The organism is Sodalis sp. RH14, from assembly GCF_047324285.1.
In the GTDB taxonomy this organism is placed as follows: domain Bacteria; phylum Pseudomonadota; class Gammaproteobacteria; order Enterobacterales; family Enterobacteriaceae; genus Acerihabitans.
Genome location: NZ_CP178739.1, coordinates 2,024,581 through 2,043,395, shown reverse-complemented (window position 1 = coordinate 2,043,395; position 18,815 = coordinate 2,024,581). Strand labels below are relative to the sequence as shown.

At 53.5% G+C, this 18,815-nt stretch carries 21 protein-coding genes; 1 reads left to right on the top strand and 20 read right to left on the bottom strand.

What is annotated here, in order from left to right; all coding sequences use genetic code 11:
- Position 1: 1 nt before the first annotated feature.
- Genes ACL2XQ_RS09140 through ACL2XQ_RS09120 form a run of 5 tightly spaced genes read right to left on the bottom strand, consistent with a single transcriptional unit; the run spans position 2 to position 3,292 of the window.
- Positions 2–589: a restriction endonuclease gene (locus ACL2XQ_RS09140; protein WP_187514523.1), complete on the bottom strand. Its 588-nt coding sequence runs from the start codon at positions 587–589 to the stop codon at positions 2–4.
- A complete protein-coding gene (locus ACL2XQ_RS09135; protein ID WP_413725602.1) occupies positions 586–1,104 on the bottom strand; it encodes an integrating conjugative element protein in 519 nt (172 codons plus the stop codon). Before ACL2XQ_RS09135 ends, ACL2XQ_RS09140 begins: the two co-directional genes overlap by 4 nt.
- Positions 1,101–1,736, bottom strand: coding sequence for a transglycosylase SLT domain-containing protein (locus ACL2XQ_RS09130; RefSeq protein ID WP_187514525.1), 636 nt, complete (start codon positions 1,734–1,736; stop codon positions 1,101–1,103). The genes ACL2XQ_RS09135 and ACL2XQ_RS09130 overlap by 4 nt, the downstream gene beginning before the upstream one ends.
- On the bottom strand, positions 1,715–2,434 hold the full coding sequence (locus tag ACL2XQ_RS09125) for a TIGR03759 family integrating conjugative element protein (RefSeq protein ID WP_187514526.1): 720 nt from the start codon (positions 2,432–2,434) through the stop codon (positions 1,715–1,717). The genes ACL2XQ_RS09130 and ACL2XQ_RS09125 overlap by 22 nt, the downstream gene beginning before the upstream one ends.
- A 12-nt stretch (positions 2,435–2,446) precedes the next feature.
- The gene (locus ACL2XQ_RS09120) at positions 2,447–3,292 is read right to left on the bottom strand and encodes a hypothetical protein (protein WP_187514527.1); all 846 of its coding nucleotides are present in this window, start codon (positions 3,290–3,292) and stop codon (positions 2,447–2,449) included.
- A gap of 233 nt (positions 3,293–3,525) precedes the next feature.
- On the opposite strand from ACL2XQ_RS09120, the gene ACL2XQ_RS09115 reads away from it, so the two are divergent.
- Positions 3,526–4,626 carry an acyltransferase family protein gene (locus ACL2XQ_RS09115; protein ID WP_187514528.1) on the top strand — a complete coding sequence of 367 codons (1,101 nt, stop codon included), beginning with the start codon at positions 3,526–3,528 and terminating at the stop codon, positions 4,624–4,626.
- Between the two features lie 49 nt (positions 4,627–4,675).
- On the opposite strand, the gene pilV is transcribed toward ACL2XQ_RS09115, so the two are convergent.
- The 15 genes from pilV to ACL2XQ_RS09040 form a co-directional block, all read right to left on the bottom strand.
- The gene (gene pilV / locus ACL2XQ_RS09110) at positions 4,676–6,058 is read right to left on the bottom strand and encodes a shufflon system plasmid conjugative transfer pilus tip adhesin PilV (RefSeq protein ID WP_187514529.1); all 1,383 of its coding nucleotides are present in this window, start codon (positions 6,056–6,058) and stop codon (positions 4,676–4,678) included.
- A 3-nt stretch (positions 6,059–6,061) separates the two neighbouring features.
- Complete coding sequence (locus ACL2XQ_RS09105; RefSeq protein WP_413725607.1) at positions 6,062–6,742, bottom strand: prepilin peptidase; 681 nt, start codon at positions 6,740–6,742, stop codon at positions 6,062–6,064.
- A complete protein-coding gene (locus ACL2XQ_RS09100; RefSeq protein WP_047609031.1) occupies positions 6,739–7,215 on the bottom strand; it encodes a lytic transglycosylase domain-containing protein in 477 nt (158 codons plus the stop codon). Before ACL2XQ_RS09100 ends, ACL2XQ_RS09105 begins: the two co-directional genes overlap by 4 nt.
- A gap of 6 nt (positions 7,216–7,221) precedes the next feature.
- Positions 7,222–7,812, bottom strand: a complete 591-nt coding sequence (locus ACL2XQ_RS09095) for a type 4 pilus major pilin (protein ID WP_187514531.1) — start codon at positions 7,810–7,812, stop codon at positions 7,222–7,224.
- Positions 7,813–7,822: 10 nt separating this feature from the next.
- Positions 7,823–8,941, bottom strand: coding sequence for a type II secretion system F family protein (locus ACL2XQ_RS09090; RefSeq protein ID WP_187514532.1), 1,119 nt, complete (start codon positions 8,939–8,941; stop codon positions 7,823–7,825).
- Positions 8,934–10,502 carry an ATPase, T2SS/T4P/T4SS family gene (locus ACL2XQ_RS09085; RefSeq protein ID WP_187514533.1) on the bottom strand — a complete coding sequence of 523 codons (1,569 nt, stop codon included), beginning with the start codon at positions 10,500–10,502 and terminating at the stop codon, positions 8,934–8,936. The genes ACL2XQ_RS09090 and ACL2XQ_RS09085 overlap by 8 nt, the downstream gene beginning before the upstream one ends.
- Before the next feature lie 13 nt (positions 10,503–10,515).
- Positions 10,516–11,037 (bottom strand): type IV pilus biogenesis protein PilP, encoded by a 522-nt coding sequence (pilP, locus tag ACL2XQ_RS09080; protein WP_187514534.1) that lies wholly within the window; start codon positions 11,035–11,037, stop codon positions 10,516–10,518.
- Complete coding sequence (gene pilO2, locus ACL2XQ_RS09075) at positions 11,024–12,316, bottom strand: type 4b pilus protein PilO2 (protein ID WP_413725608.1); 1,293 nt, start codon at positions 12,314–12,316, stop codon at positions 11,024–11,026. Before pilO2 ends, pilP begins: the two co-directional genes overlap by 14 nt.
- The gene (locus tag ACL2XQ_RS09070) at positions 12,316–14,004 is read right to left on the bottom strand and encodes a PilN family type IVB pilus formation outer membrane protein (RefSeq protein ID WP_187514536.1); all 1,689 of its coding nucleotides are present in this window, start codon (positions 14,002–14,004) and stop codon (positions 12,316–12,318) included. Before ACL2XQ_RS09070 ends, pilO2 begins: the two co-directional genes overlap by 1 nt.
- Before the next feature lie 11 nt (positions 14,005–14,015).
- On the bottom strand, positions 14,016–14,453 hold the full coding sequence (gene pilM, locus ACL2XQ_RS09065) for a type IV pilus biogenesis protein PilM (protein ID WP_187514537.1): 438 nt from the start codon (positions 14,451–14,453) through the stop codon (positions 14,016–14,018).
- Positions 14,453–15,703, bottom strand: coding sequence for a TcpQ domain-containing protein (locus tag ACL2XQ_RS09060; RefSeq protein ID WP_187514538.1), 1,251 nt, complete (start codon positions 15,701–15,703; stop codon positions 14,453–14,455). The genes pilM and ACL2XQ_RS09060 overlap by 1 nt, the downstream gene beginning before the upstream one ends.
- Positions 15,704–15,938: 235 nt before the next feature.
- A complete protein-coding gene (locus ACL2XQ_RS09055; RefSeq protein WP_047609022.1) occupies positions 15,939–16,370 on the bottom strand; it encodes a DUF29 domain-containing protein in 432 nt (143 codons plus the stop codon).
- 99 nt (positions 16,371–16,469) lie between these two features.
- Complete coding sequence (locus ACL2XQ_RS09050; protein WP_187514539.1) at positions 16,470–17,105, bottom strand: hypothetical protein; 636 nt, start codon at positions 17,103–17,105, stop codon at positions 16,470–16,472.
- Between the two features lie 87 nt (positions 17,106–17,192).
- Positions 17,193–17,741 carry a single-stranded DNA-binding protein gene (locus ACL2XQ_RS09045; protein WP_187514540.1) on the bottom strand — a complete coding sequence of 183 codons (549 nt, stop codon included), beginning with the start codon at positions 17,739–17,741 and terminating at the stop codon, positions 17,193–17,195.
- Positions 17,742–17,816: 75 nt separating this feature from the next.
- On the bottom strand, positions 17,817–18,317 hold the full coding sequence (locus ACL2XQ_RS09040) for an STY4534 family ICE replication protein (RefSeq protein ID WP_047609019.1): 501 nt from the start codon (positions 18,315–18,317) through the stop codon (positions 17,817–17,819).
- Positions 18,318–18,815 lie beyond the last annotated feature (498 nt).

The following is an 18,815-nucleotide window of genomic DNA, read 5'->3' as shown; positions in this document are numbered from 1 at the left end:
CTCACTGATCGATGTATTGCCAGCCGGCGTTACCGGACAGCAGTTTTAACAGACGATTGCCGCTGATAAGCGAAACGTCGGGAACGGCGCGCAACGCTTCGCGGCTGACCTCCCCGGTTCGCCCGGTATGCACAAAGAATCCCCGACAGCGCTCCTGACGTACCAACGCCCCAAAGTCCAGGACATGCCCGGATGAAATGCAGCTGGAATAGCGTTTTGCCTGTATTAACCAGCGCTGGCCATTAATCCAGACCTGACCATCGACCCCGCCGTCGCCGCTGTAGCGGGCATTTCGCTTTATCCGACATCCCTGACGGGCAAACGCCGTCATAAGCATTTCTTCAAAAACATAGGGATTGATTTTTCGAAGGTAAACCAGCCTGGCAGCGTCATCCCTCAGTTGCGGGAGACGGGCAAGAATACGCTCGGCCTGACGCTGATAACGCCGGTGGCGGCGCTGACTTGCCGTGCCGAAGAGAAACGGCAGCAGCATGAATGCCAGAGGAAGTAGCAGAACGCTCAACCACCATCCCAGCGCGCCCTGTCGCAGGGCACTGAGAAACTCGCCCCCTGTAAGTGCAGGACTCATTGTGCAAGCCCCTTCTCGGTAATGATCAGCGGGTAGTGGGTTATCTGCAGACGGCGAGCCAGGTCGCTGCCGGAAACCGGCACCATATCGCTTCCCGGGAGCAATGCCTGCAAAGCCTTCAGGCGGTCCTGGTCGGCAACGTTCACCACAAATCCCGTGGCATTGAGACGCGTAAGCTCGACCCTGCGCTGAGCCAGCCACTGTCTGGACAGGTCATCATCGCCGATAATAAAAACGGGCGGCATCCCAGGGAGGGTGAGCTTTCTGGGCGTCACGGCACCGGGTGAAAGCTCAGGCGTGCGGACAGGTAATGCAGTCGCCACCGAGACCTGCGCGGGTACCTGAGCCTGCGCCACTGATTCCGGCGGCGTAAATTCACCGGGCTGGTCATTCACCGCATCAAAATAGGTATCCGTCGGCTCTCCCCCGAGGTCTCCCACCACAGTCAACGCCGAATACCCCGCCGTTGAACACCCCACAGCGCACATCAATACCATCATTTTTAAGAATTTCATTTGGGCTCTATCCAGGTGAGTTGATTACTGGCCAGCGCAACTCCCTTAAGCGGCGTCGGCATCAGATATTGTGTGTCAGAGGCCTGCTGAACGGGGGCCAGGGTGTCGAGCTTACGGCGCACGATCGCTATATAGATAGCCGCGGCTTTACCGCCGGCTGGGTGGTGGTAACACCCAGCCGCTTTAATCCAGCTCCCCGGACTGGCGTCATAGCAGGTTCGCAGGATATTGGCCGCGACGCGCAGGTTGGTGTACGGGTCGAAGGCTTCATAAAAGGAGGTAAACAGATGACCATTCCACCCCAGGTTGACCTGGGCAATACCGACATCGATGCGTTTGAGCGGATATTTACGGACAAATTGCAGCAGGGCTTGCCAGGCGGCTTCGCGGGTCTCAAAACGATAGCCTTTGCCCGCCACATTAATTGTCCAGGGCCACGGGCGTTCGCCATACGAAAGCCGCCGGGAGCTTTCGGTCAGGGCCAGGGAATATAAGGATTCTGCCGGCACCCGTGCCGCTGCCGCAATCTGATGATAGGCGGGCGGAATTTGCTGAAGCGGCTGAACGCTTTTCGCAACGCCGCACAGCGGCAGCATTAACAGTGCTGACATCAGAATGCGGCGAGTTGCCATCCGTTTTCCCCTTGCTGCAGGATCACCGGCATTTGCCCCTGACCGTAGGTCAGCCACAAGCCGCGATCGTGATTCAGTGTGATTTGACGACTTCTGACCCGGTCCACCGGAATGTTGTGGCTGACCGCCCATTTGCGCACCGTGTCATCTTTGCCATCACTGCCCACCAGGTAGATATCAACCGGGCGATTGTCCGCCAGGACGGCGGCGAGACGCGCATCACAGCGTTCACAGTTGTCGCGAACAAACAACGCCATGCGGCCGTTAGTGTCATGAGCAAGCCCAGAGGCGTTCCCCATATTGACCGACAGCGCATTAGGGTACAGACGGCTCCAGGCCGCGTTAACTTCCCGCTGGAACGCCAGTTCTTTTTCCGTGCGCTGGTATTCTTCTTTCACCCACAGTTCTGCGAGCCGACGGCGTTCTGAAACGCTGTCGCTTTCCACACCCAGCGTGGTCAGCGGATCAAGCCCGGGAGACTGGATCCCTCGCTTACCCTGTTTCAGTTGCTGATACTTCTGCCACTCTGTATCACTTAGCCCCCATTGCTGGGAGGATTGCTGAGACTGAGACTGGAGAGACTTATCCTGAAGACTGCTTGCGGTTGACGTGGTGCTGGTTGCGCTGTTAACGGTATCCGCTCTGGCGGCACACGTTGCCAACAATATGAATAGCATCACTAAGCGACTGATTTTCATCACGACTCCTGTTTACTGCGCGCTGAGGCGCTGTGGTATACCGTTAACAGAGAACACTGCCTGATTGCTCTCAATGCTGCGCAGCTGCCATCCCCAGGCAGAATCGCCCGGCGACAAAAGTTGCATCTGAGATAAGTTCGTAGCGCCCTGCGGCGCAATGACAGCAAAATTCTGACCGCCCCGCTGCTCAATGCCCGTCAGAATAAACGGCGCAGCCAGTGGCACAGTTCTGGCTGACCGCAGAGACTTTTTTGAGACACTGGTTTTATGTTTTTTTCCAGCGGTCACCGCACCGCCTGAAGCGGTAGCGGGTGGTTTCTGAGCCTGACTTGCCTTGAGGGCGTCAACAGTGGCTTTGAGGGAGGAAAACTCGAGAGCGCTCGCCTGACCATTATCAAGCTCATACTGAAGCGCTTTTTTCTGCTCACTGATTTGACTGTCTAATAGGTCAATTTTTTTGTTCTGGTCAGCGATTTGACCGTCCAGCACTTTACCGAGTTCACTCATTCCTTTCAGCACGCCGGCTCTTAGCGCAAAGCGTTCATCTTGCTCAGCAACGTGCTTTTCCAGCGCGGCCACTGACGATGAGAGCTGGCTGATCTGGCCGCTGCGGAATGCGGCTTCGAGAGAGTTAACCCGAATGTCCATGTTATTCAGCTGAAGATACAACACGACGCTGAGCACGCCCGGAGCAATAACAAAGAGGGCAGCGAAACCGATGGCAGTACGTTTGAGCAGGGCTGACTGACTAAGCGAGAACGAGGAACGTCGAACGGCAGTGGCATTTCGTTCACCAACGCTTTCACTTATAACGGGGTCTGGGACAGGTTCGTGTTCTGGCAATGTTTCGAAGGTCATTGCACATCATCCTTACAACGGTTCAGAAAGGTGTAAGGTGCAAAAACCAAGGAAATAAGGCGATGCTTAACTCAATATTACTGTCTAAAAATTTCCAGGGTTAAGCTTCAAAACTTAACCGCAAAGATCAAAATCTATGTAATTTTATTGTAAGAAGTGTTGGGTATTCGTAAGATAATGGCCTCTCCAAATTGCCCTTACCCTGTTAGGGCCAACATAGCAGTTTAAAAACCATGTACAATGTTAAGACGTATGATTCGATTCAAGCTTTTAGGGGACTTGCCGCATTAGCCGTAATGCTCTTCCATTTCAGATATCTCATAAACAATGAATTCCCTAATACCGGAAATTATCTTTTTGGGTGGGGAGCGATCGGCGTTGACCTGTTTTTTATTATCAGCGGTTTTGTCATTACACTCTCCGCACAAAAACTAGGCACTGGAATAAGAGCATCCTTGACCTTTATTAAAAGTAGATTAAAAAGGATAATGCCGACCTACTTTATCATTCTTCTGGTAGTTTTCATATTATCTGGCGGCATGAGTATATTTCATTATTCAGATAAATTAGCTAATTTTGTCAGCGCGCTATCCTTCCGCCCAATATATACCTCTAACGCACCATTCTATATTAATGACAGCGGCGTATATGGTGTTAGATGGACGTTAAATTACGAGATTTATTTTTATTTAATTTCCTCGCTCTGTCTTTTAACTAAAAGACCATTATTATGTTTACTGTCATTTTTCATGACCGCACTTGTTATTATACCCATCATAAGTGGACAGCAATTCACTTTATCCTCAGAAGGGTATCAATTCAATAACCCTTATTTAAATCTTCTCACAAATCCAATAAGTTGGATGTTCATTTCCGGTGTGCTTATTGCTCAGTTAGTACCTCTTGCACAACGCTTACCGGCACCACTAAGAGTAACCTACTTAGCATGTGTAACCCTCTATGCCGTATATAGCTTGTTTTTCCTTAAGCAAATTGGTCATGGGTTGTTATCATCTGGCTTAGCTCTGATATTCCTTATGAGTGGGGTGGTTATGAATGATACATGGTTGAGACGACTCACCCCGAGATGGTTAATTTTCATTGGGAACATTTCGTACTCACTGTACTTAATCCATACATTAATGAACACAGGCCTTGGAAAAAGGCTTGCGTGGACTGGTCTTACTGATGGAGTAATTGGGTTTGTGGTTTATTCTCTTATTTCGTTGATATTAGCAACTCTTTCACATCGATACATTGAAGCATTATTTTTCAGCAGAAGTAAAAAAGGCGATCAAAATAGAAAAGCAGATAATTTACTTGCCGACCAGTGAAGTCGGCAGATAATAAAATGGCCTTCTGCCTGATAATCACAAGGCCATTTTATTGTCGAACACAGGATGCCACTGCGGCATAACATGATGGCCTTCCTTGATTATTCGGCGTTGTTATTACCCAACGATTTCCAGGATTATCTGCATAATTTGAGTCTGGAGAGTTGTAAGCTCCACCTTCAGTCCACTTCGTCAGTTGATACCCTCCAGAAATTAATTTAGTTCCTGCTGGACAAGTCGCATAAGCCACCGTTAGGTTAGTGCACGCAGATGGGCTAATCACGGTTTGAATGTCAAATGCTGGAGTTTGACGTTTCCACACTCCAGATTGGCATGAAAGCAAGGCCCCTGTGGAATCATGACTAACACCTCCCGCATCACATCCCCAACCCTCATTGTTTATTTGGTCAAGCTGCAGGATACCCCCTGCAGAAAGACGATCATCTGCACGAACGCTCCCCCCTCTGATCTGACCACCGGTGTAGATGTTTTTATCATTGATGGCTCGTACCCAGTCATTATCAGTCATGGTAAAGCCCCCCCCATGGGTCTCATTGAGCCAACCTTTACTGTCTCGGGTTATCAGCCACCCGTTATTACTGCGAATATCACCGCCTGCGGTGATGGCGTTTCCAGCGGTAATGCTATTATTGGCCGTTACGTTGGAGATAGCATTCACATTTCCCCCCTGAACTGTACCAGCAGCAGTAACATTGCCACTAAAGTTTCCCGTCTGCGCGTTGACCGTATTGGTATTGTTGAGGTTATTACTCCCCATATCAACGCTCGTATGCATGCGGTTCAGGTCAGGTTTTCCTGTCACCGAAAAACGGTACAGACGGTCACTCTCCTCCCGGGCAACACCCAGCTCATCAGAAGGGATAAGCGCTCCGACGTGCCCGCTGGATGTACTGACGCCAAAGCTGGCTAAGGGCACGCTCCAGCTCTCCATCGCGCCGGTCACATTGGTACTTTTCCAGACGTACGCACCCTGGCTATCAATATCCACGGAGATCTGTCGCAGTGCGGCATACGGTAGGCTTTCTCCGCCCTGGGTGATCACCAGCGCCTGCAGCTGGTCAGTGTTCGTCGCATTGCGCGTGACCGCTGCACTGATCTGCTGCCCGTCAGCCGTGGTATTACTGAATCCGGGTTCGATAAGCCCCGTATTTTTAAGCATCTGCGGGGTAATAATCACCGGTGCAGTGGTTCCTGCAGCGGACAGAAGAGTGTCATAGTAGCGGCCCACATAGGCTTTCACCGACGATCGGAAGCGGGTCAGTTGGGATGCCGTGACCTGCCAGCCGCGTTGCTGGATATAATCGTTGTAATACCCCATGGACCACACCGCCACCGCCAGGAGGATAAGCAGTCCGATACCGGTACTCATCACCGTCCAGCCGCGGTGAACACGTTTAGAATTTGTCGCCATACGTCACCACATGAATAAAGGATCTGAAACGTTGAGCGCCATGCACAGCAGCGCCCCGTAACCCAGCCACGGTCCCAGGGGACCACCGCGGGAGGCCTCCCGCGATCCGGCGTGCCAGAGAATAAAACCGACCAGCCCCACCATGAGAGTAAACAGCGTGAGGGGTGAACCAAACCAGGCACCCAGACCTGCAGCCAGCCAGACGTCGCCCAGCCCAAGCACTTCCCGCTGAGCGAGACGCTCTCCCAGATCGCGGATGAGCCACCCGAAGCTGAACAGAATGAAGGACGTTAACGCATGGGCAGGAAGACACTGATTACCCCAGGCAACGCAAAAACCTGCTGCAGTAAACGGCCAGGTAAAATCCCGAGGTAACCATCCCGTCAGGGCGTCGATGAGGCTCATCCGAAAGATAAATACGACAAAAAGAACCGACGTCATCAGCTCAAACGGTTTGCTGAGTGAAGACAACATGACTATTGCGCACAGGGCAATGGCGTGAAGCCAGATGTGCTGTTTGATAGCACGCGCATCAGATTCAGAAAATGCCTGATGCCCGTAATCCTTCATCACGTCCGTTACCTGAGCGCTCTCAGAACGCAAGAACAGTAGTGCAAGGCAAAACAGCGGGAGCGACAGCGGCCAGGGGCCCACTATCGTCAATACTGTGACAGGTTCGGTCATATGACTATTCCCTTTTCCTGTTTCAGGATCCGTTTGTAGATGGCATAAATACGGTTGGCGTAGGACTCACGCGTTTCATGGCGGTCTTTACGAAAACCGGCATTGTAGGAGCCCAGACAGTTCCAGCTGATGCCACAGACCTGAAAATGTGACGCCAGAATCCGCGTTCCGATTTGCACATTGAGACAGGGGCGCGTCAGGAGATCGCTTTTTTGAGTAATCACCCCGTCGCGAATAAGCTCCGGGATATGCGTTGAGTTGACCTGCATCAGCCCGTAATCCTCACTCAGGGCACGGCCGGTCCGTTTGTCACGGTTAATGTTAATGGCGGAGGGATTCAGGCTGCTTTCTCCCCGGGCAATGGCCTTTAACAAAAGAGGATCGATGTGGTATTTGGCACCGGCCGCATCAAAACAAAATGCGGCCGCCGGCTGGCACACGACCAGAAGCAGGAAGAAAAGAACGCGTGCCATGCACTTTTACCCGTTAACCGTAAAAGTCAGCGTGTTCTGCCCCGTACCACCGCTGTCTTTAATGCACTCCTTAGTCGCCGTTTCAGCAGACACGTTGCCGTCTGTGTGTGCCGAGCTGTTAATACTCACGCTGGTATACGCACCGTTACCCATTTGCTGCGCGATAGAAATACAGGCATCCTGCGGGATTTTGGCAGAAGAAAGGGAGAATCCGTTGTTGAAGCCATTGGCCGCGACAGGCGTAATTACCACCTGACCACCGAAGGTGTTGGTCATTGTGGCAGTCCCTGAGGTTTCGTCCCCCTGAATGGTCATGCCCTTGGCCCCGCCAGCAGCAATCACGGTACCAGTCATTGTGGCTGCGCTGGTGAAGTTATACCCGCTCGTTTGTTTAAAATTGCCCCGGACATAGGTGATGATGCTTTGGTAATTCGTGACCTCCATGGCCACATCCTTCTGCGTCCACAACCCCCACAGCTTACTGACGACGTACACGATGACAATAATGGCCAAGATGGCGAGCGTTCCATTTTCAATAATGCCCCACCCGCGATGAGGCTGACGACGAACTGAAAGGGATAACGGATTAGCTGACATAAGAGGTCCTTTAATGAGGAGAAGTGTGGGTCATGTCCTGAATTTGCATCACCATGCCCAACATGAGTAAGAAGAAAGTGATTATCAAAAACAGAGAGAAAAGTTTTGCGACATTGGCGCGCTGGCCAACCACTACCAGCACCTGCTCAAGCCAGCGGTCAGCGTAGCGACTGATAAGCGTGGATGCGCCGTCGCCCTGTCCCAAAATCGACAGGTAGTTGGCCGCTTCCTGACTGGGGAACTGGTATCCGCAATCGCGCAGCGACCTGCCAAGGCCGCTGCCCATGCTGATACCGTCCATCACGGCACTAAGCCGCTCACGTAGCCAGGGGGAGCCAAAATCATGCAATATTCTGACGGCATCAAGATGCGGCACGCCCGCCTCAAGCAGCGCAGAGATGTTCATGAGAAAAACGGCACCCTGCAGATCTTTGTAAATGGACCACGGCATCAGCCGGTCAGCAAAGCGACGCAGCCGGCCCCGCCAGCGCGGCAGTGACCAAAACACGAGTCCCACTAATGCCACACTACCAATAGCAGCCACGCTGCCGTAAGCCGTGGTGAACGCTGACACCTGGTTCATGAATCCGAGGGAGCCCGTCCAGGACTCAGGAGGAGACAGTTTGCTGAGCGTCGGAATAAGCAGCCGGTTATTGACTGTCAGCAGGCCGGCGCCCAGGGAGAGCAGTAAAATCGGATAGACGGAGGCCATCATTACCTGTGCCATAATCCGCCGCCGGGCGACAATCAACTTGTCGGCTTGCTCAAGAGAGCGAGGCACGCTGCCGCTGCGGATACCGGCGCTGATAAGCGCGGCCTCTTCCCGCGGAACCCAGGTGGCCAGAACGTCAGACAGAGAATGGCCTGCGCTGTTATCTGCAAGCGCTTCAAGGCAATCCTCCACCAGTTCGATATAAGGATGCCAGCGACGGCCAAAATCGGTATGCACCTCCCCGATCATCGTCAATGCCTCTTTGAATGATTTCTTGTTTTCCAGCAGAAAACGCAGCGTCTCGTAAAAGGGTTGACGGTATCTCCCGGTGAAGGTCCTGCGCACAAGCTCGTAACGAACGCGTTCTAACAGGTTCATCTCCTGTGCGCGGTAGGTTACGGTGGAATACTCAGACATGAGGCACCTCGCAGGCGAGCAGCTCATCTTCATCGAGCGGACACACGAGATCGCCGTCAAGCGGGTCTACAAGCCCTTCGGCCAGGCGTCTCAGAAGATGTGTGCGCCGGCTGATCCCGCCAAGATGCTGCAACCAGTATTGCCGCGCGACAGAGGTTCCATGAGACAGTAACAGGCTCATAAAACGGGCGTCGGGTCGGATCACTTCGGCCAGTACGGTACGGCCGGTCACGCCGCGGCTGACGATGCGTCCGGTAAGCTCGACCTTTTTCTGACAATGCTCGCAGCCGTCGGGGTGACGAAACCAAAGCTGCTCCGGTGAGCAAATGTCGGGTTCATTGCAGTATTTCTCCAGTCTTTCTCTGACATGCGCCGTAAGGGTCGGGGCCTTCTCAGACCAGGAAACGCGGCAATGCGGACACAGAGTCTGAACAAGGCGCTGACTCAGCAGCCCAACCATGATTTGCGGATCGGCAATGAGTTGAAGATTAACACCCATCGAACTTATACGGGGAATAGCACCGGCTGCGCTGGGCGCATGCAGCGTATCGAAAACGACGTGGCCAGACTCAACGGCGTGAATAGCCGCCATGACGGAATTGCGCTCCTGCATTTCCCCGATCACGATACCGTCCGGATCTGAGCGGAGAGCAGCGGCGTTGGAGTCTTCCCAGGCCTCAACAACGTCTTCGCGGGCACTACTTTTGGGTGTTACTGAGGTTTGAATAGCCCCGGCAATGCGACCCTCAACGGGATATTCGATGGTCAGCAGGCGTTTTTTACCCCTTGTACGATCGAGCCAGAGCCGGCTAAAGGTGCGCAACGTCGTACTTTTCCCGGACCCCGTTGGCCCCGTCAGCGTCACCATGCCTTCCGGTATTCTCAGGATTTTTTCAATCAATGCCTGTTGCTCGGGAAGGAAGCCAAGTTGTTCCAAAGTAGGCACTTTATCACTGTCGTCCGGAATAATACGCAGCACGACGTAAAGCCCGTCCGGTGTCGCCATATGCTGATAACGCGCGCCAAACACCCCGGCACGGCGGGCATACTCCGAGGCTACCCTGCCCTTTTGCGCAATATGTTCAAGGAAGTCAGTCGAAAGCAAGTCACACATGGAGCGGTAAATCGTTGATACCAGAGACAAGCCTTCGTCATAGGTCAGCTCGTCAATGACTTCCAGCTCACCGTGTATGCGCATTTCAATGACGGTAATCTTTTCATTCTTGCTCAGTGTCAGGTGAATATCCGAGGACGCCAGCCGTCCCGCGGCACCCATATAGGTCAGCACTTTTTGCTGGGTTGCACTGAGATCCTGCATCTGCGGACCGGTAGAGCGCGCGCTGGCCCCGCTATTTGCCTGCCTGTCACGCCGGGCATTGAGCTCACTGAGTGACACAAACTCTTTTGTGGCCAACGGATAGGCCTTGACCCTATCCATGACCCAGCGCTGAACCCGAGGATCCGTTCGGCGGTTGGTGTCAATGACCAGCCTGACGGCCCCATGACTGTCGGGAACCTCCTCAGCCAGCACAAAATCCATAATTTCACTGTCCGGTTGCATGGTTTTTCCTTAATCAGAAGGACAGTTCTGTCCCGTCACTCAGTTTCACTGCATTCAGGGTGACTGATTTGACCGTCAGCTTGCTTCCCGGCAACTGATCGCCTGGAGAAATCTCGGTCACCCCACCCTGAGGCAGAACAATGCGGGCACGCAGCTGCGCGCCCTTTCCATAAATCTCCTGAAGGCGGACAGGTGCCGGGACACTCTTCTCTGACGGTGCTCGGGTAGCTTGCTGCTCCGCCCCCGCAGTCGGGGAGCCTGAAGGGATGAAAGGCAGCGACGCGGGGGCATTGGCCACAGGGCTTGCCTGACTCATCTGAATTTCACTTTCGCTCTCACGCAGCTGCCGCGTGAGTCTGGCGGTTTGCACCTGCTGTTCCAGCAGGAAGTTGCGGGACTGAATGGCCTCGAGCTGGCCGATCGTGACATTCCCCGTATCGGCAGAGACCGGGCTTTCTGCCGCCAGGCACGGTGGGCTAAAGACAGCAAAAATGCCCAGCAGCCAGAGTCGGGAGGCGGGCTTAACGTTGTGCATAGAGACTCCCCTTAACGGTGTAGTCAAACTGCCCCTGTGGGCTGAGCGTAAAGGCAATACTGAAGAGACGAAGCCCGGTATCATCGCAGCCGGCCAGCATCCACTCCGGAGCCAGACGGGCATTGACCGCAAAGGTAAACTCACGCCAGTCCTGAGGGGGAGGAGGATTGGCTGCACCGGGGATGACTTCCGGCGGTTTTATCTCGGTAAACTGGACGTGGATGTCGCGCCGCTGCAGATGAGAAACAAAGCGCATCAGTTGTGCGTTGCCGTCGGGTACGTCCTCATCTCTCACGGGCTGAGTGCTGGAAGCATAGGGCACATTGACATCCCCGTTCTGTCCGCCCTCTTTCAGGTTGAACTCCGCGCTCTGCCCAAAAATCTGTTTAGCCCGGCGGGCAAAATCCTCCACCGTGGTACCGGGCATCGCCACATACCGCAAGCGCAGCCCCGTCTGGGTACATTCGCCGGCGGTAAGCCGCCATCCCACCACCGAAACAGGCAGGGGCTCGCGGGTAAACCAGCACTGACTCAGAAAAACAGAGGATGGCAATAAAGAGGCCCACGGATGTGCAGCCTTTGTTGGAATACTGGGCTTCGTCGCCGTCAGGGCCTGCGCTTTATACTCGGCCAGCGCAGCCGCCTGCCTGGCCCGCAAGGCCGCATCATCACGCCAGTAAAAGAGCGCGGCGCAGATACCTGCTACCAGCAATACCAGCGCGCCTAATTTTGGCAAAGAGGGGATTTGACGCAGTTGAACGCGACGACGCTGCTGGCGAGTTAATGAACCGCTCAGGCTTTGCCAGGATTGAGGGGCTTCGGGCGTCGCAGTACATTGCCAGCCGCGCTGCACATCACCCGGCTCATTGAACTCAATGAAACGTTCCTGGGCAGCGTTCACCTCTTGCAATGTTCCGACCACGTCTCCCATGACGGAGAGGCGCCCCCCGACCGTCGCAAAAAACACCCAGCGGTCAGCGCCTTCTTCAACACGATAAATGCCGTAGCTGTTGTCCCCTTCGCGTATTAAAAATGCAGCAGCCAGCGAAAAGAGGCCAACGCCACGCCTGACCCGGGCAGGTCTGGCGAAGCCAACCATCCTGTTGGGTTTTCTGCCCGTCAGGATCCGATGGGTATCGCCGCGGTTATTGCGTCCAAAACCAATCCCGGCGCCCTTTTCATCTGCCCAGCGTACTCCTGCCAGCCATCCGCAGCGCCCCTTAAGAAGAACGGGCTGTGTCGCCGGTGAAGGACGATTTTCTTTAGGATTTTTCATCATTACCTCAGCAATACTGGTGTAACTAAAATGACCAGGGTGGTGCGCGTAGTACTGCCATTTTGCCCTCCGCCAAACATGAAGTTGCCCGGCGTGAATGTTCCTTGTTTATCTGCTGAGGTGGTGACCTGGTCAGACCCTGTCAAAACCAGCGTTTCCCCGGCACGCATGTTGACTTTTTGGGTCAGCGCTTCCTGCTGGAACGTCGGGACATCATTGCGGGTATTGCCGTCTTTGCTGAGAAACTTTTCGACTTGTGGGGGGCTGGAATAGCTGAACGCAAACTGCAGCTGCACATCACCGTTTTCCTGGATATACGGCAGCATGGTCATGAACAGGCCAGTCGTCAGAATGCTGGTTTGCATAGAGGATGTGACCCCGACGTTCGCCGTCGCTGTCGAGCTTGAGCTGGTCAGAATGCCTTTTTGATTGGAGAGCTGATAAGGAACAGGTGTAAGGTTTGTGGTCGCACGATTGAGCTGGGTGACAACGCTGACGTTACCTTGCTCAGACAGGGCCTTGATCAGCAGCTGTGAGCCGGAAAAACGCGCCGCACTGCCGCTGGCCGTATCCAGAATGGAGAATCCTGATGAGACGGCATTGTCAGCAGCGTTAGTGAAATTACCGGAAAGCGTCGCGCCGGCCGTATGCAAAGATTTGTACACCAGCCCCCAGTCGAGTCCCATCTGTTCATTACGGGTCTGCGTTACACTGAGTACACGTACGCTCAGTTGCACCTGGCGGTTTAAAACTTTGTTCTGGTAATCGATATAACGACCAATGCGGTCGAGCACGACCGGTGTATCCGTTACCGTTAATGTTCCGCTGGCAGACGATAGCCAATAGCGCCCCTTGGATGGGGTGATCATGTTATCGATGGTTTTACGGATATCATCATAAAGATTGCTGCTGAGATCATAGGCTGTTTTTTGCGCCGAGTTGATATCCCCTGAGGTACCTGAGCTTCCCCCGCCACTGCTGCCCAACTGATTACCGGAACCTGAGTTAACCGACGCAGTACTGTCGATTTTGGTATTCAGGATCACCAACTGATATGTACGGGTATCGAGCTGATAAAAAACAATCGTACCGTGGTCATTACGCGCGGACAGTCCAAGGCGGCTGGACACCATATCCAGGAACCCGCGAAGTTTGCCCTGCCATTTCAGGCCGGTGAGTACCGGGTCTGTCAACGAGACAGAAGCGGCCTGCTGCGCTTGTCCTCCAATATTGGGCAGAGGAACTCTGCCATTATCATCCGGTGCTGGCAGTTTGCCCGTCAGCTGCTGGGTAGTGATACTCCCACCACCTGTTGAGACCAGCGCTTGCAAGGCATCAGGTGTAATAGTTACCCTCAGACCACACATTGCCGTGATGCGCTGCCCAATCTCAGGCAGGGTCATTCCTTCAGGCCGGTTAATGGAGATATCGCAGTCAGGGAATGCGCTGTCTTCTGGGGTTGACACGACAGGGATGACAGGCTGGAGATTTACCCAGGGCTTATCCGTCCAGGTCACCGGTGCTTGCTGTAAATTCGTTCGGCTTTGGGTGATCCGTTGTGCGGTATCCGCATCACTACCCGCCTGGCGGTCCATGCGATTAATTTCTTTGAGAGAACATCCGGCCAGCATCACCAATGCGGCCGTGATAGCAGCGAGGAGAACGGGTCGGGAAAGGCAAAACTTCAGCATTCTCGATTCCTTCAGTTGAGATAAACAACGTTGCCTTCCGCCACGCCGGCGGGAAGGGACAAATTCATATCGGTACCATCAGACATTTTCAGACGTCCGCCCGATACTGTGCATACCAGGGCTGAACCGACTGACTGGCTGTTCAGGGAGTCGACCAGGCCCGGGCTATCCCCAGACCAGACCCAAAGTCTCCCTCCCTGAATTGCTGCCTGAATGTGACTGTCAGGGACCGGAACAATGCCAAACTGACCAACGGCAAGCGCCCCCTCGGCTAACTGGCGGGTGTATCGCCAGTCATTCACCGCGCTGGCCAACCGAAGCATGTCCGAGGCGAGACGGCTGGCATTCACCTGGATCCCCTGACGCTCAAAGCGGGAGGCCTCCCGGATCTGAACGTTGCCGACTATCAGCAAAAAAATCAGGGCCAGTGCGGCGATGGCGTATCCCATTAGTTACGACCGGGCTGGTCACTGACCGATACCAAGCACTGCAGTCGGCTGGCGGCGGCATAAAGCGGTTTGTCAGCCTGGCGATACAGGTCAAAAACCTGAACCAGCACCGACTCAAAGTTGCCGTGAAACGTCAGAGGCGCATCGATGCGGTAATCGAGTGATACCGGCCAGATAACGACCCAACTCCCGCCGTTGTCGCACTTCGCCGAACTTGCCCAACGGGTTAGCGTCTCTTTTAACGTGGACCCCACCTCGGCACGCCACAGCTGCCCGGACTGGGCTGCGGTTACCGGCGTGCCTGGGACAAACAGCGGGCCTGAGGCAGAGGTCGAGGGATTTTGTAAAGGAGGTGCTTTAGGCACCGGGGAAGTCTGGGAAGTTAATAAAGACGTCGTGCCCGCTGCCGCGACAGAAGGTGATGACGTTTTTGCTGGGGGTTGCACCGTCAGCCTTGGTTGCCTGGTTGGTGACACAGCAGGCGAATATTTCGAGCCAACGGGGGTTGATTTACTTCCCAGTGTTCCGCTCTTCACGGTTGTCAGCACCGGAGAGGGTACCGGGACACTTTCCGGTTTCAGCACGGGTTTTGGCTGTCCCGCAGCGGTCACGGGAAGCAGAGATGTAGCCGGATTATTGTCTGAGACTCCAACTGACGCAGCGGTGAAGGGATTACCCGACAGTCGCGGGGAAGCCGTCACTGTAGTCAGTGCACGGGAGGATACGGGCGTCGATGCGCGTGGAGCGAAATCACGATAAGCATCACGAAGCGTAAAACACACCTCGCGGTTGACATCATCAACGCGTAAACGCCATGCGGGGCCGGCCAGGACCTGCAACGCCTCGCTCAGACGAACAGGACCTATCGAGCGCTGCACGGCCGGTAACGGGCTGCTGAGCAACTCGGTAAATACGGAAGAGGATGCCGGGCAAAGAGAGTAACCAGACTCCAGCAGCAGGTAGCGGAAACCATCCCCGACGGAGCGCACTAACTGCGCCGGCATTGTAATATCGACCATCTGGTTTAACGGATCACGCTGCGCATCCGCTGGCCGGGTGCTGACCAGGGTGTACTTGTCATAGCGCACCACCTCGGGCGACTGGCCCTGGTAGATATCGCTGACACGGGGATTGGCGGAAATACGCGGCAACACGTCAGTGGACGTGCCGTTATTGGTGCATCCGGCGGTCAGCAGTGACAGCGTAAGCCATGCCAGTTTGCGCCCGGGATGCTGGGTCAGTTGTGCCATCAATGTTCACCGTAAGAGTATTCCTAATGAGAGACGGATATTCTGACGACGGCATAAAGTGGGACAACGTTAAACTCTTTCTGAAAACTGAAGAAAAACCCTGTAACCGGGTTAGCAGAAGTGATAGCTAGGACGTGAGCATTAGCGGGGAGTGCATGAGGAGACAGTTTTTTACAGCAGAAGGATAAAAAAAACGCCGGACAAGCCGGCGTTTCGTGCAGAAAAACTGATGGGATTAATCAGGATAAAATTCACTGTCCATGATCTGTTCAAACGACCACGGACATGATTTTGGGAACGTGTTTTCATCCATCCCTGTTTCTCTTGCTGCAGACAAAATGGCATCGCCGTAAGCGTCTGTCGTCATCTCATCCAGCTCACGCTTTAAGCTTGGACTTTTTGAAAGACGACGCGCAACTTTACGACGTTGCTCTGCAATGGTCAGTTGCCAGCTGCGCCCTCGATGGGAAGGCTGGAAAGCCCACTTAAGAAGATGAAGGAACAAAACCTCAAGGCGTGACTCCAGCTCGCTTCGTTGGCTATTGCCCATGCTCTCGATTTCCTCCAGAAGGTTCTGTGTATCTAACTGACCCAGGCTGCCGGAACGCAGCAAATCTGCCTGCTCCTTAGTCCAGCCATAAAAATCAGTATTATAACGGTTAGTCATAGTGTCCTCCGCCAACAGCGCACTTTACCTTCGATAAGGTGAGTCTGTCAGAGAATCGAACGCCAGTCAAAACTGGCGAAGAGTAATGTACACAAGGCTTCATACAGCGTAAGCGGCTAAAACCTCCGGGTCCTGAACATCAAAAAGTTCAGGTTCCATAAGGGCTAACACTTCCGGATGCTGACGCCAAAAAGGGGCTACATCGGCAAGAAGAAGCTGTCTGGCCTCACGCCTGAGCGTTTTAGCTGTGGAAAAATTATCCCACCCGCTTTCAAAAGCAGCCTCGGCAAGCAAGGCATCACATTGTTGATGAAGTTTTGCTGCCGCAGCGTTGTCTTTTACCGGGATGATCCAGAAAATTTTACCGTTACGGATACACCCTCCGAGGACTTTTCGACCCAGTCTGTCACTGATGCAAACAGACTGAGCAAAGAAGCTTACCGGACCACAATCATGACCTAACTCAGCGTCATAGTAGTCTTTCTCATCGTCCCGGAAAGCCCAGGCTTTCCGCTGACTGATGTCAGTAATTTGAGTGATAACCTCACTCAGCGTCGCACCGGTGCAAACACTGTATGTCTCTTCACGGGTGTAAGTCCCGCAGTTAAGATCATCTTCCGGATACGTTGTAGTACCTGCAACAACGACCGAAAACTGACGAGCATAGACATCGGCACGAAGCGAAACGCCGGGTTCGTAAGGCGTGTGGATAAACTGAGGGTTAAGGTGAGTCATAAATATTCTCCGATAAAAAAGGAGAATCTCCCTGGGGGAGTTCTCCCCACAGGGTGGATGCTTACAAGCAATGAGTAAAAATACTGCTCAGGAAATACCGTAAAGCGCGCCGCGACATACTCCATATCCATAACCAAGGAACGGGATGTCGTCTTCAAAATCCATCGGCGGTTCATTGCCCATAGACTGCGGCGCTGACTGTGACTGAGGTGTCCCGCTCTGCGCAGGCGCTGCAGCAGAATGCTGTTTATTTGCAGGCTGACCACTTCCACTGGTGTTGGTGCGATTGTTGCTGCCCAGCATCTGCATTGTGCCCTGCTGTTTGACCACGATTTCAGTTGTCCAGCGTTCGACCCCTGCATTGTCAGTCCACTTACGGGTTTGCAACTGGCCTTCGATGTAAACCTGAGAACCTTTATGCAGGTATTCTCCGGCGATTTCAGCAAGCTTGCCAAACAGCACCACGCGGTGCCATTCAGTACGCTCTTTCTCTTCGCCTGTTTGTTTATCACGCCAGGATTCAGACGTGGCCAATGAAATGTTCGTCACTGCCATACCGTTTGGAAGATAACGAACTTCAGGTTCCTGCCCTAAAAAACCGATCAGGATAACTTTGTTTACGCCGCGACTGGACATATTGAATTCCTCTTAAAAAAGGTGAGAGGAACACACCCGCTGGTGTGTTCCAGCTGGGTGTGTATCCGTGTCAGGTCAGAATGAATTGTCAGCGTAGCTTTTCAGCTGCTCTGCATTCTGTCCCGGCGGAGTAGAGGTCGGTTTTTCGGACTTGAACACGATCTCGCCACCAATCTTTATCCACTCGACCGCAATAAGCCGGGCTTTTAAGCTTGGGCGACTTTCACCGGCGTGATCTCCTTTAGACAAGGTAAATACGTCAGCAGTAAGACCGCTCAGGACAAAACCAATCAGCACCTGTTTCTCTTCATCCACTGACTTTTGGCAGCGATTGATGAGCGAAACACTTTCCTTGCCTGCAACAGTCACGTCAAAACGGGTGTATGACGCATTGTCTGTAGGGCCGGTCAGGGCATTAATAACGGCACAGGTGAATTCACCGGTGGTGCCAGCCACTTTGCGGATGTTTTTAAGGTATCCGATGCCGGTAACATTGAGATTGAAATATTCAGCCTTAGGCTGAGAGGAAGAATGTGAAGCGTTGTTTGAAGCAGGGGTATTTGCAGTAGCAGTCATGATGTTCTCTCCGGAGTGAAAATAAACAGGTAGCGGAGAAACAATCATCCCGTGCGGGAGAGTGTTTCCCGCAGGGAAGTCAGTAACGAGGTCACTGACTGGCTGAATTTGTGAAGGTGGCCTTAACCCGAAGGTCTCTGTTTACAAAGGTTAACAGATTTAACGTAACCGCCCGAAAGCGCCATCTCTCAGGTTGTGATGGCATTGGCATGTGATTACCCGAAGGCGTTCCTCTCAAATCACCGGAACATTGGCAGTTGTCAGAGACAACGATTGGCCTGTTCAGTTTTAAACCGCGGCGGGGAGAAGTCAATATAGCGGGTCTAAAAAATTGAAAATGGAGAGGCATAAATAAACAGCGGCACCCTAAGGTACCGCCATTGCGATCTGCACCATCGATCTGAGGTTAAGCTGTTTGCACAGCAGCTCCGGGGCATGTTCAGGACCCGGCACGGTTTTCACGGAGGTTATGTGCCTTACAGACTCTTCTCTCAGGTG

Coding starts and splice junctions, on each gene's coding strand:
- ACL2XQ_RS09140 (WP_187514523.1), bottom strand. CDS start 589: ATGAGTCCTGCACTTACAGGGGGCGAGTTTCTCAGTGCCCTGCGACAG.
- ACL2XQ_RS09135 (WP_413725602.1), bottom strand. CDS start 1,104: ATGAAATTCTTAAAAATGATGGTATTGATGTGCGCTGTGGGGTGTTCA.
- ACL2XQ_RS09130 (WP_187514525.1), bottom strand. CDS start 1,736: ATGGCAACTCGCCGCATTCTGATGTCAGCACTGTTAATGCTGCCGCTG.
- ACL2XQ_RS09125 (WP_187514526.1), bottom strand. CDS start 2,434: ATGAAAATCAGTCGCTTAGTGATGCTATTCATATTGTTGGCAACGTGT.
- ACL2XQ_RS09120 (WP_187514527.1), bottom strand. CDS start 3,292: ATGACCTTCGAAACATTGCCAGAACACGAACCTGTCCCAGACCCCGTT.
- ACL2XQ_RS09115 (WP_187514528.1), top strand. CDS start 3,526: ATGTACAATGTTAAGACGTATGATTCGATTCAAGCTTTTAGGGGACTT.
- pilV (WP_187514529.1), bottom strand. CDS start 6,058: ATGGCGACAAATTCTAAACGTGTTCACCGCGGCTGGACGGTGATGAGT.
- ACL2XQ_RS09105 (WP_413725607.1), bottom strand. CDS start 6,742: ATGACCGAACCTGTCACAGTATTGACGATAGTGGGCCCCTGGCCGCTG.
- ACL2XQ_RS09100 (WP_047609031.1), bottom strand. CDS start 7,215: ATGGCACGCGTTCTTTTCTTCCTGCTTCTGGTCGTGTGCCAGCCGGCG.
- ACL2XQ_RS09095 (WP_187514531.1), bottom strand. CDS start 7,812: ATGTCAGCTAATCCGTTATCCCTTTCAGTTCGTCGTCAGCCTCATCGC.
- ACL2XQ_RS09090 (WP_187514532.1), bottom strand. CDS start 8,941: ATGTCTGAGTATTCCACCGTAACCTACCGCGCACAGGAGATGAACCTG.
- ACL2XQ_RS09085 (WP_187514533.1), bottom strand. CDS start 10,502: ATGCAACCGGACAGTGAAATTATGGATTTTGTGCTGGCTGAGGAGGTT.
- pilP (WP_187514534.1), bottom strand. CDS start 11,037: ATGCACAACGTTAAGCCCGCCTCCCGACTCTGGCTGCTGGGCATTTTT.
- pilO2 (WP_413725608.1), bottom strand. CDS start 12,316: ATGATGAAAAATCCTAAAGAAAATCGTCCTTCACCGGCGACACAGCCC.
- ACL2XQ_RS09070 (WP_187514536.1), bottom strand. CDS start 14,004: ATGCTGAAGTTTTGCCTTTCCCGACCCGTTCTCCTCGCTGCTATCACG.
- pilM (WP_187514537.1), bottom strand. CDS start 14,453: ATGGGATACGCCATCGCCGCACTGGCCCTGATTTTTTTGCTGATAGTC.
- ACL2XQ_RS09060 (WP_187514538.1), bottom strand. CDS start 15,703: ATGGCACAACTGACCCAGCATCCCGGGCGCAAACTGGCATGGCTTACG.
- ACL2XQ_RS09055 (WP_047609022.1), bottom strand. CDS start 16,370: ATGACTAACCGTTATAATACTGATTTTTATGGCTGGACTAAGGAGCAG.
- ACL2XQ_RS09050 (WP_187514539.1), bottom strand. CDS start 17,105: ATGACTCACCTTAACCCTCAGTTTATCCACACGCCTTACGAACCCGGC.
- ACL2XQ_RS09045 (WP_187514540.1), bottom strand. CDS start 17,741: ATGTCCAGTCGCGGCGTAAACAAAGTTATCCTGATCGGTTTTTTAGGG.
- ACL2XQ_RS09040 (WP_047609019.1), bottom strand. CDS start 18,317: ATGACTGCTACTGCAAATACCCCTGCTTCAAACAACGCTTCACATTCT.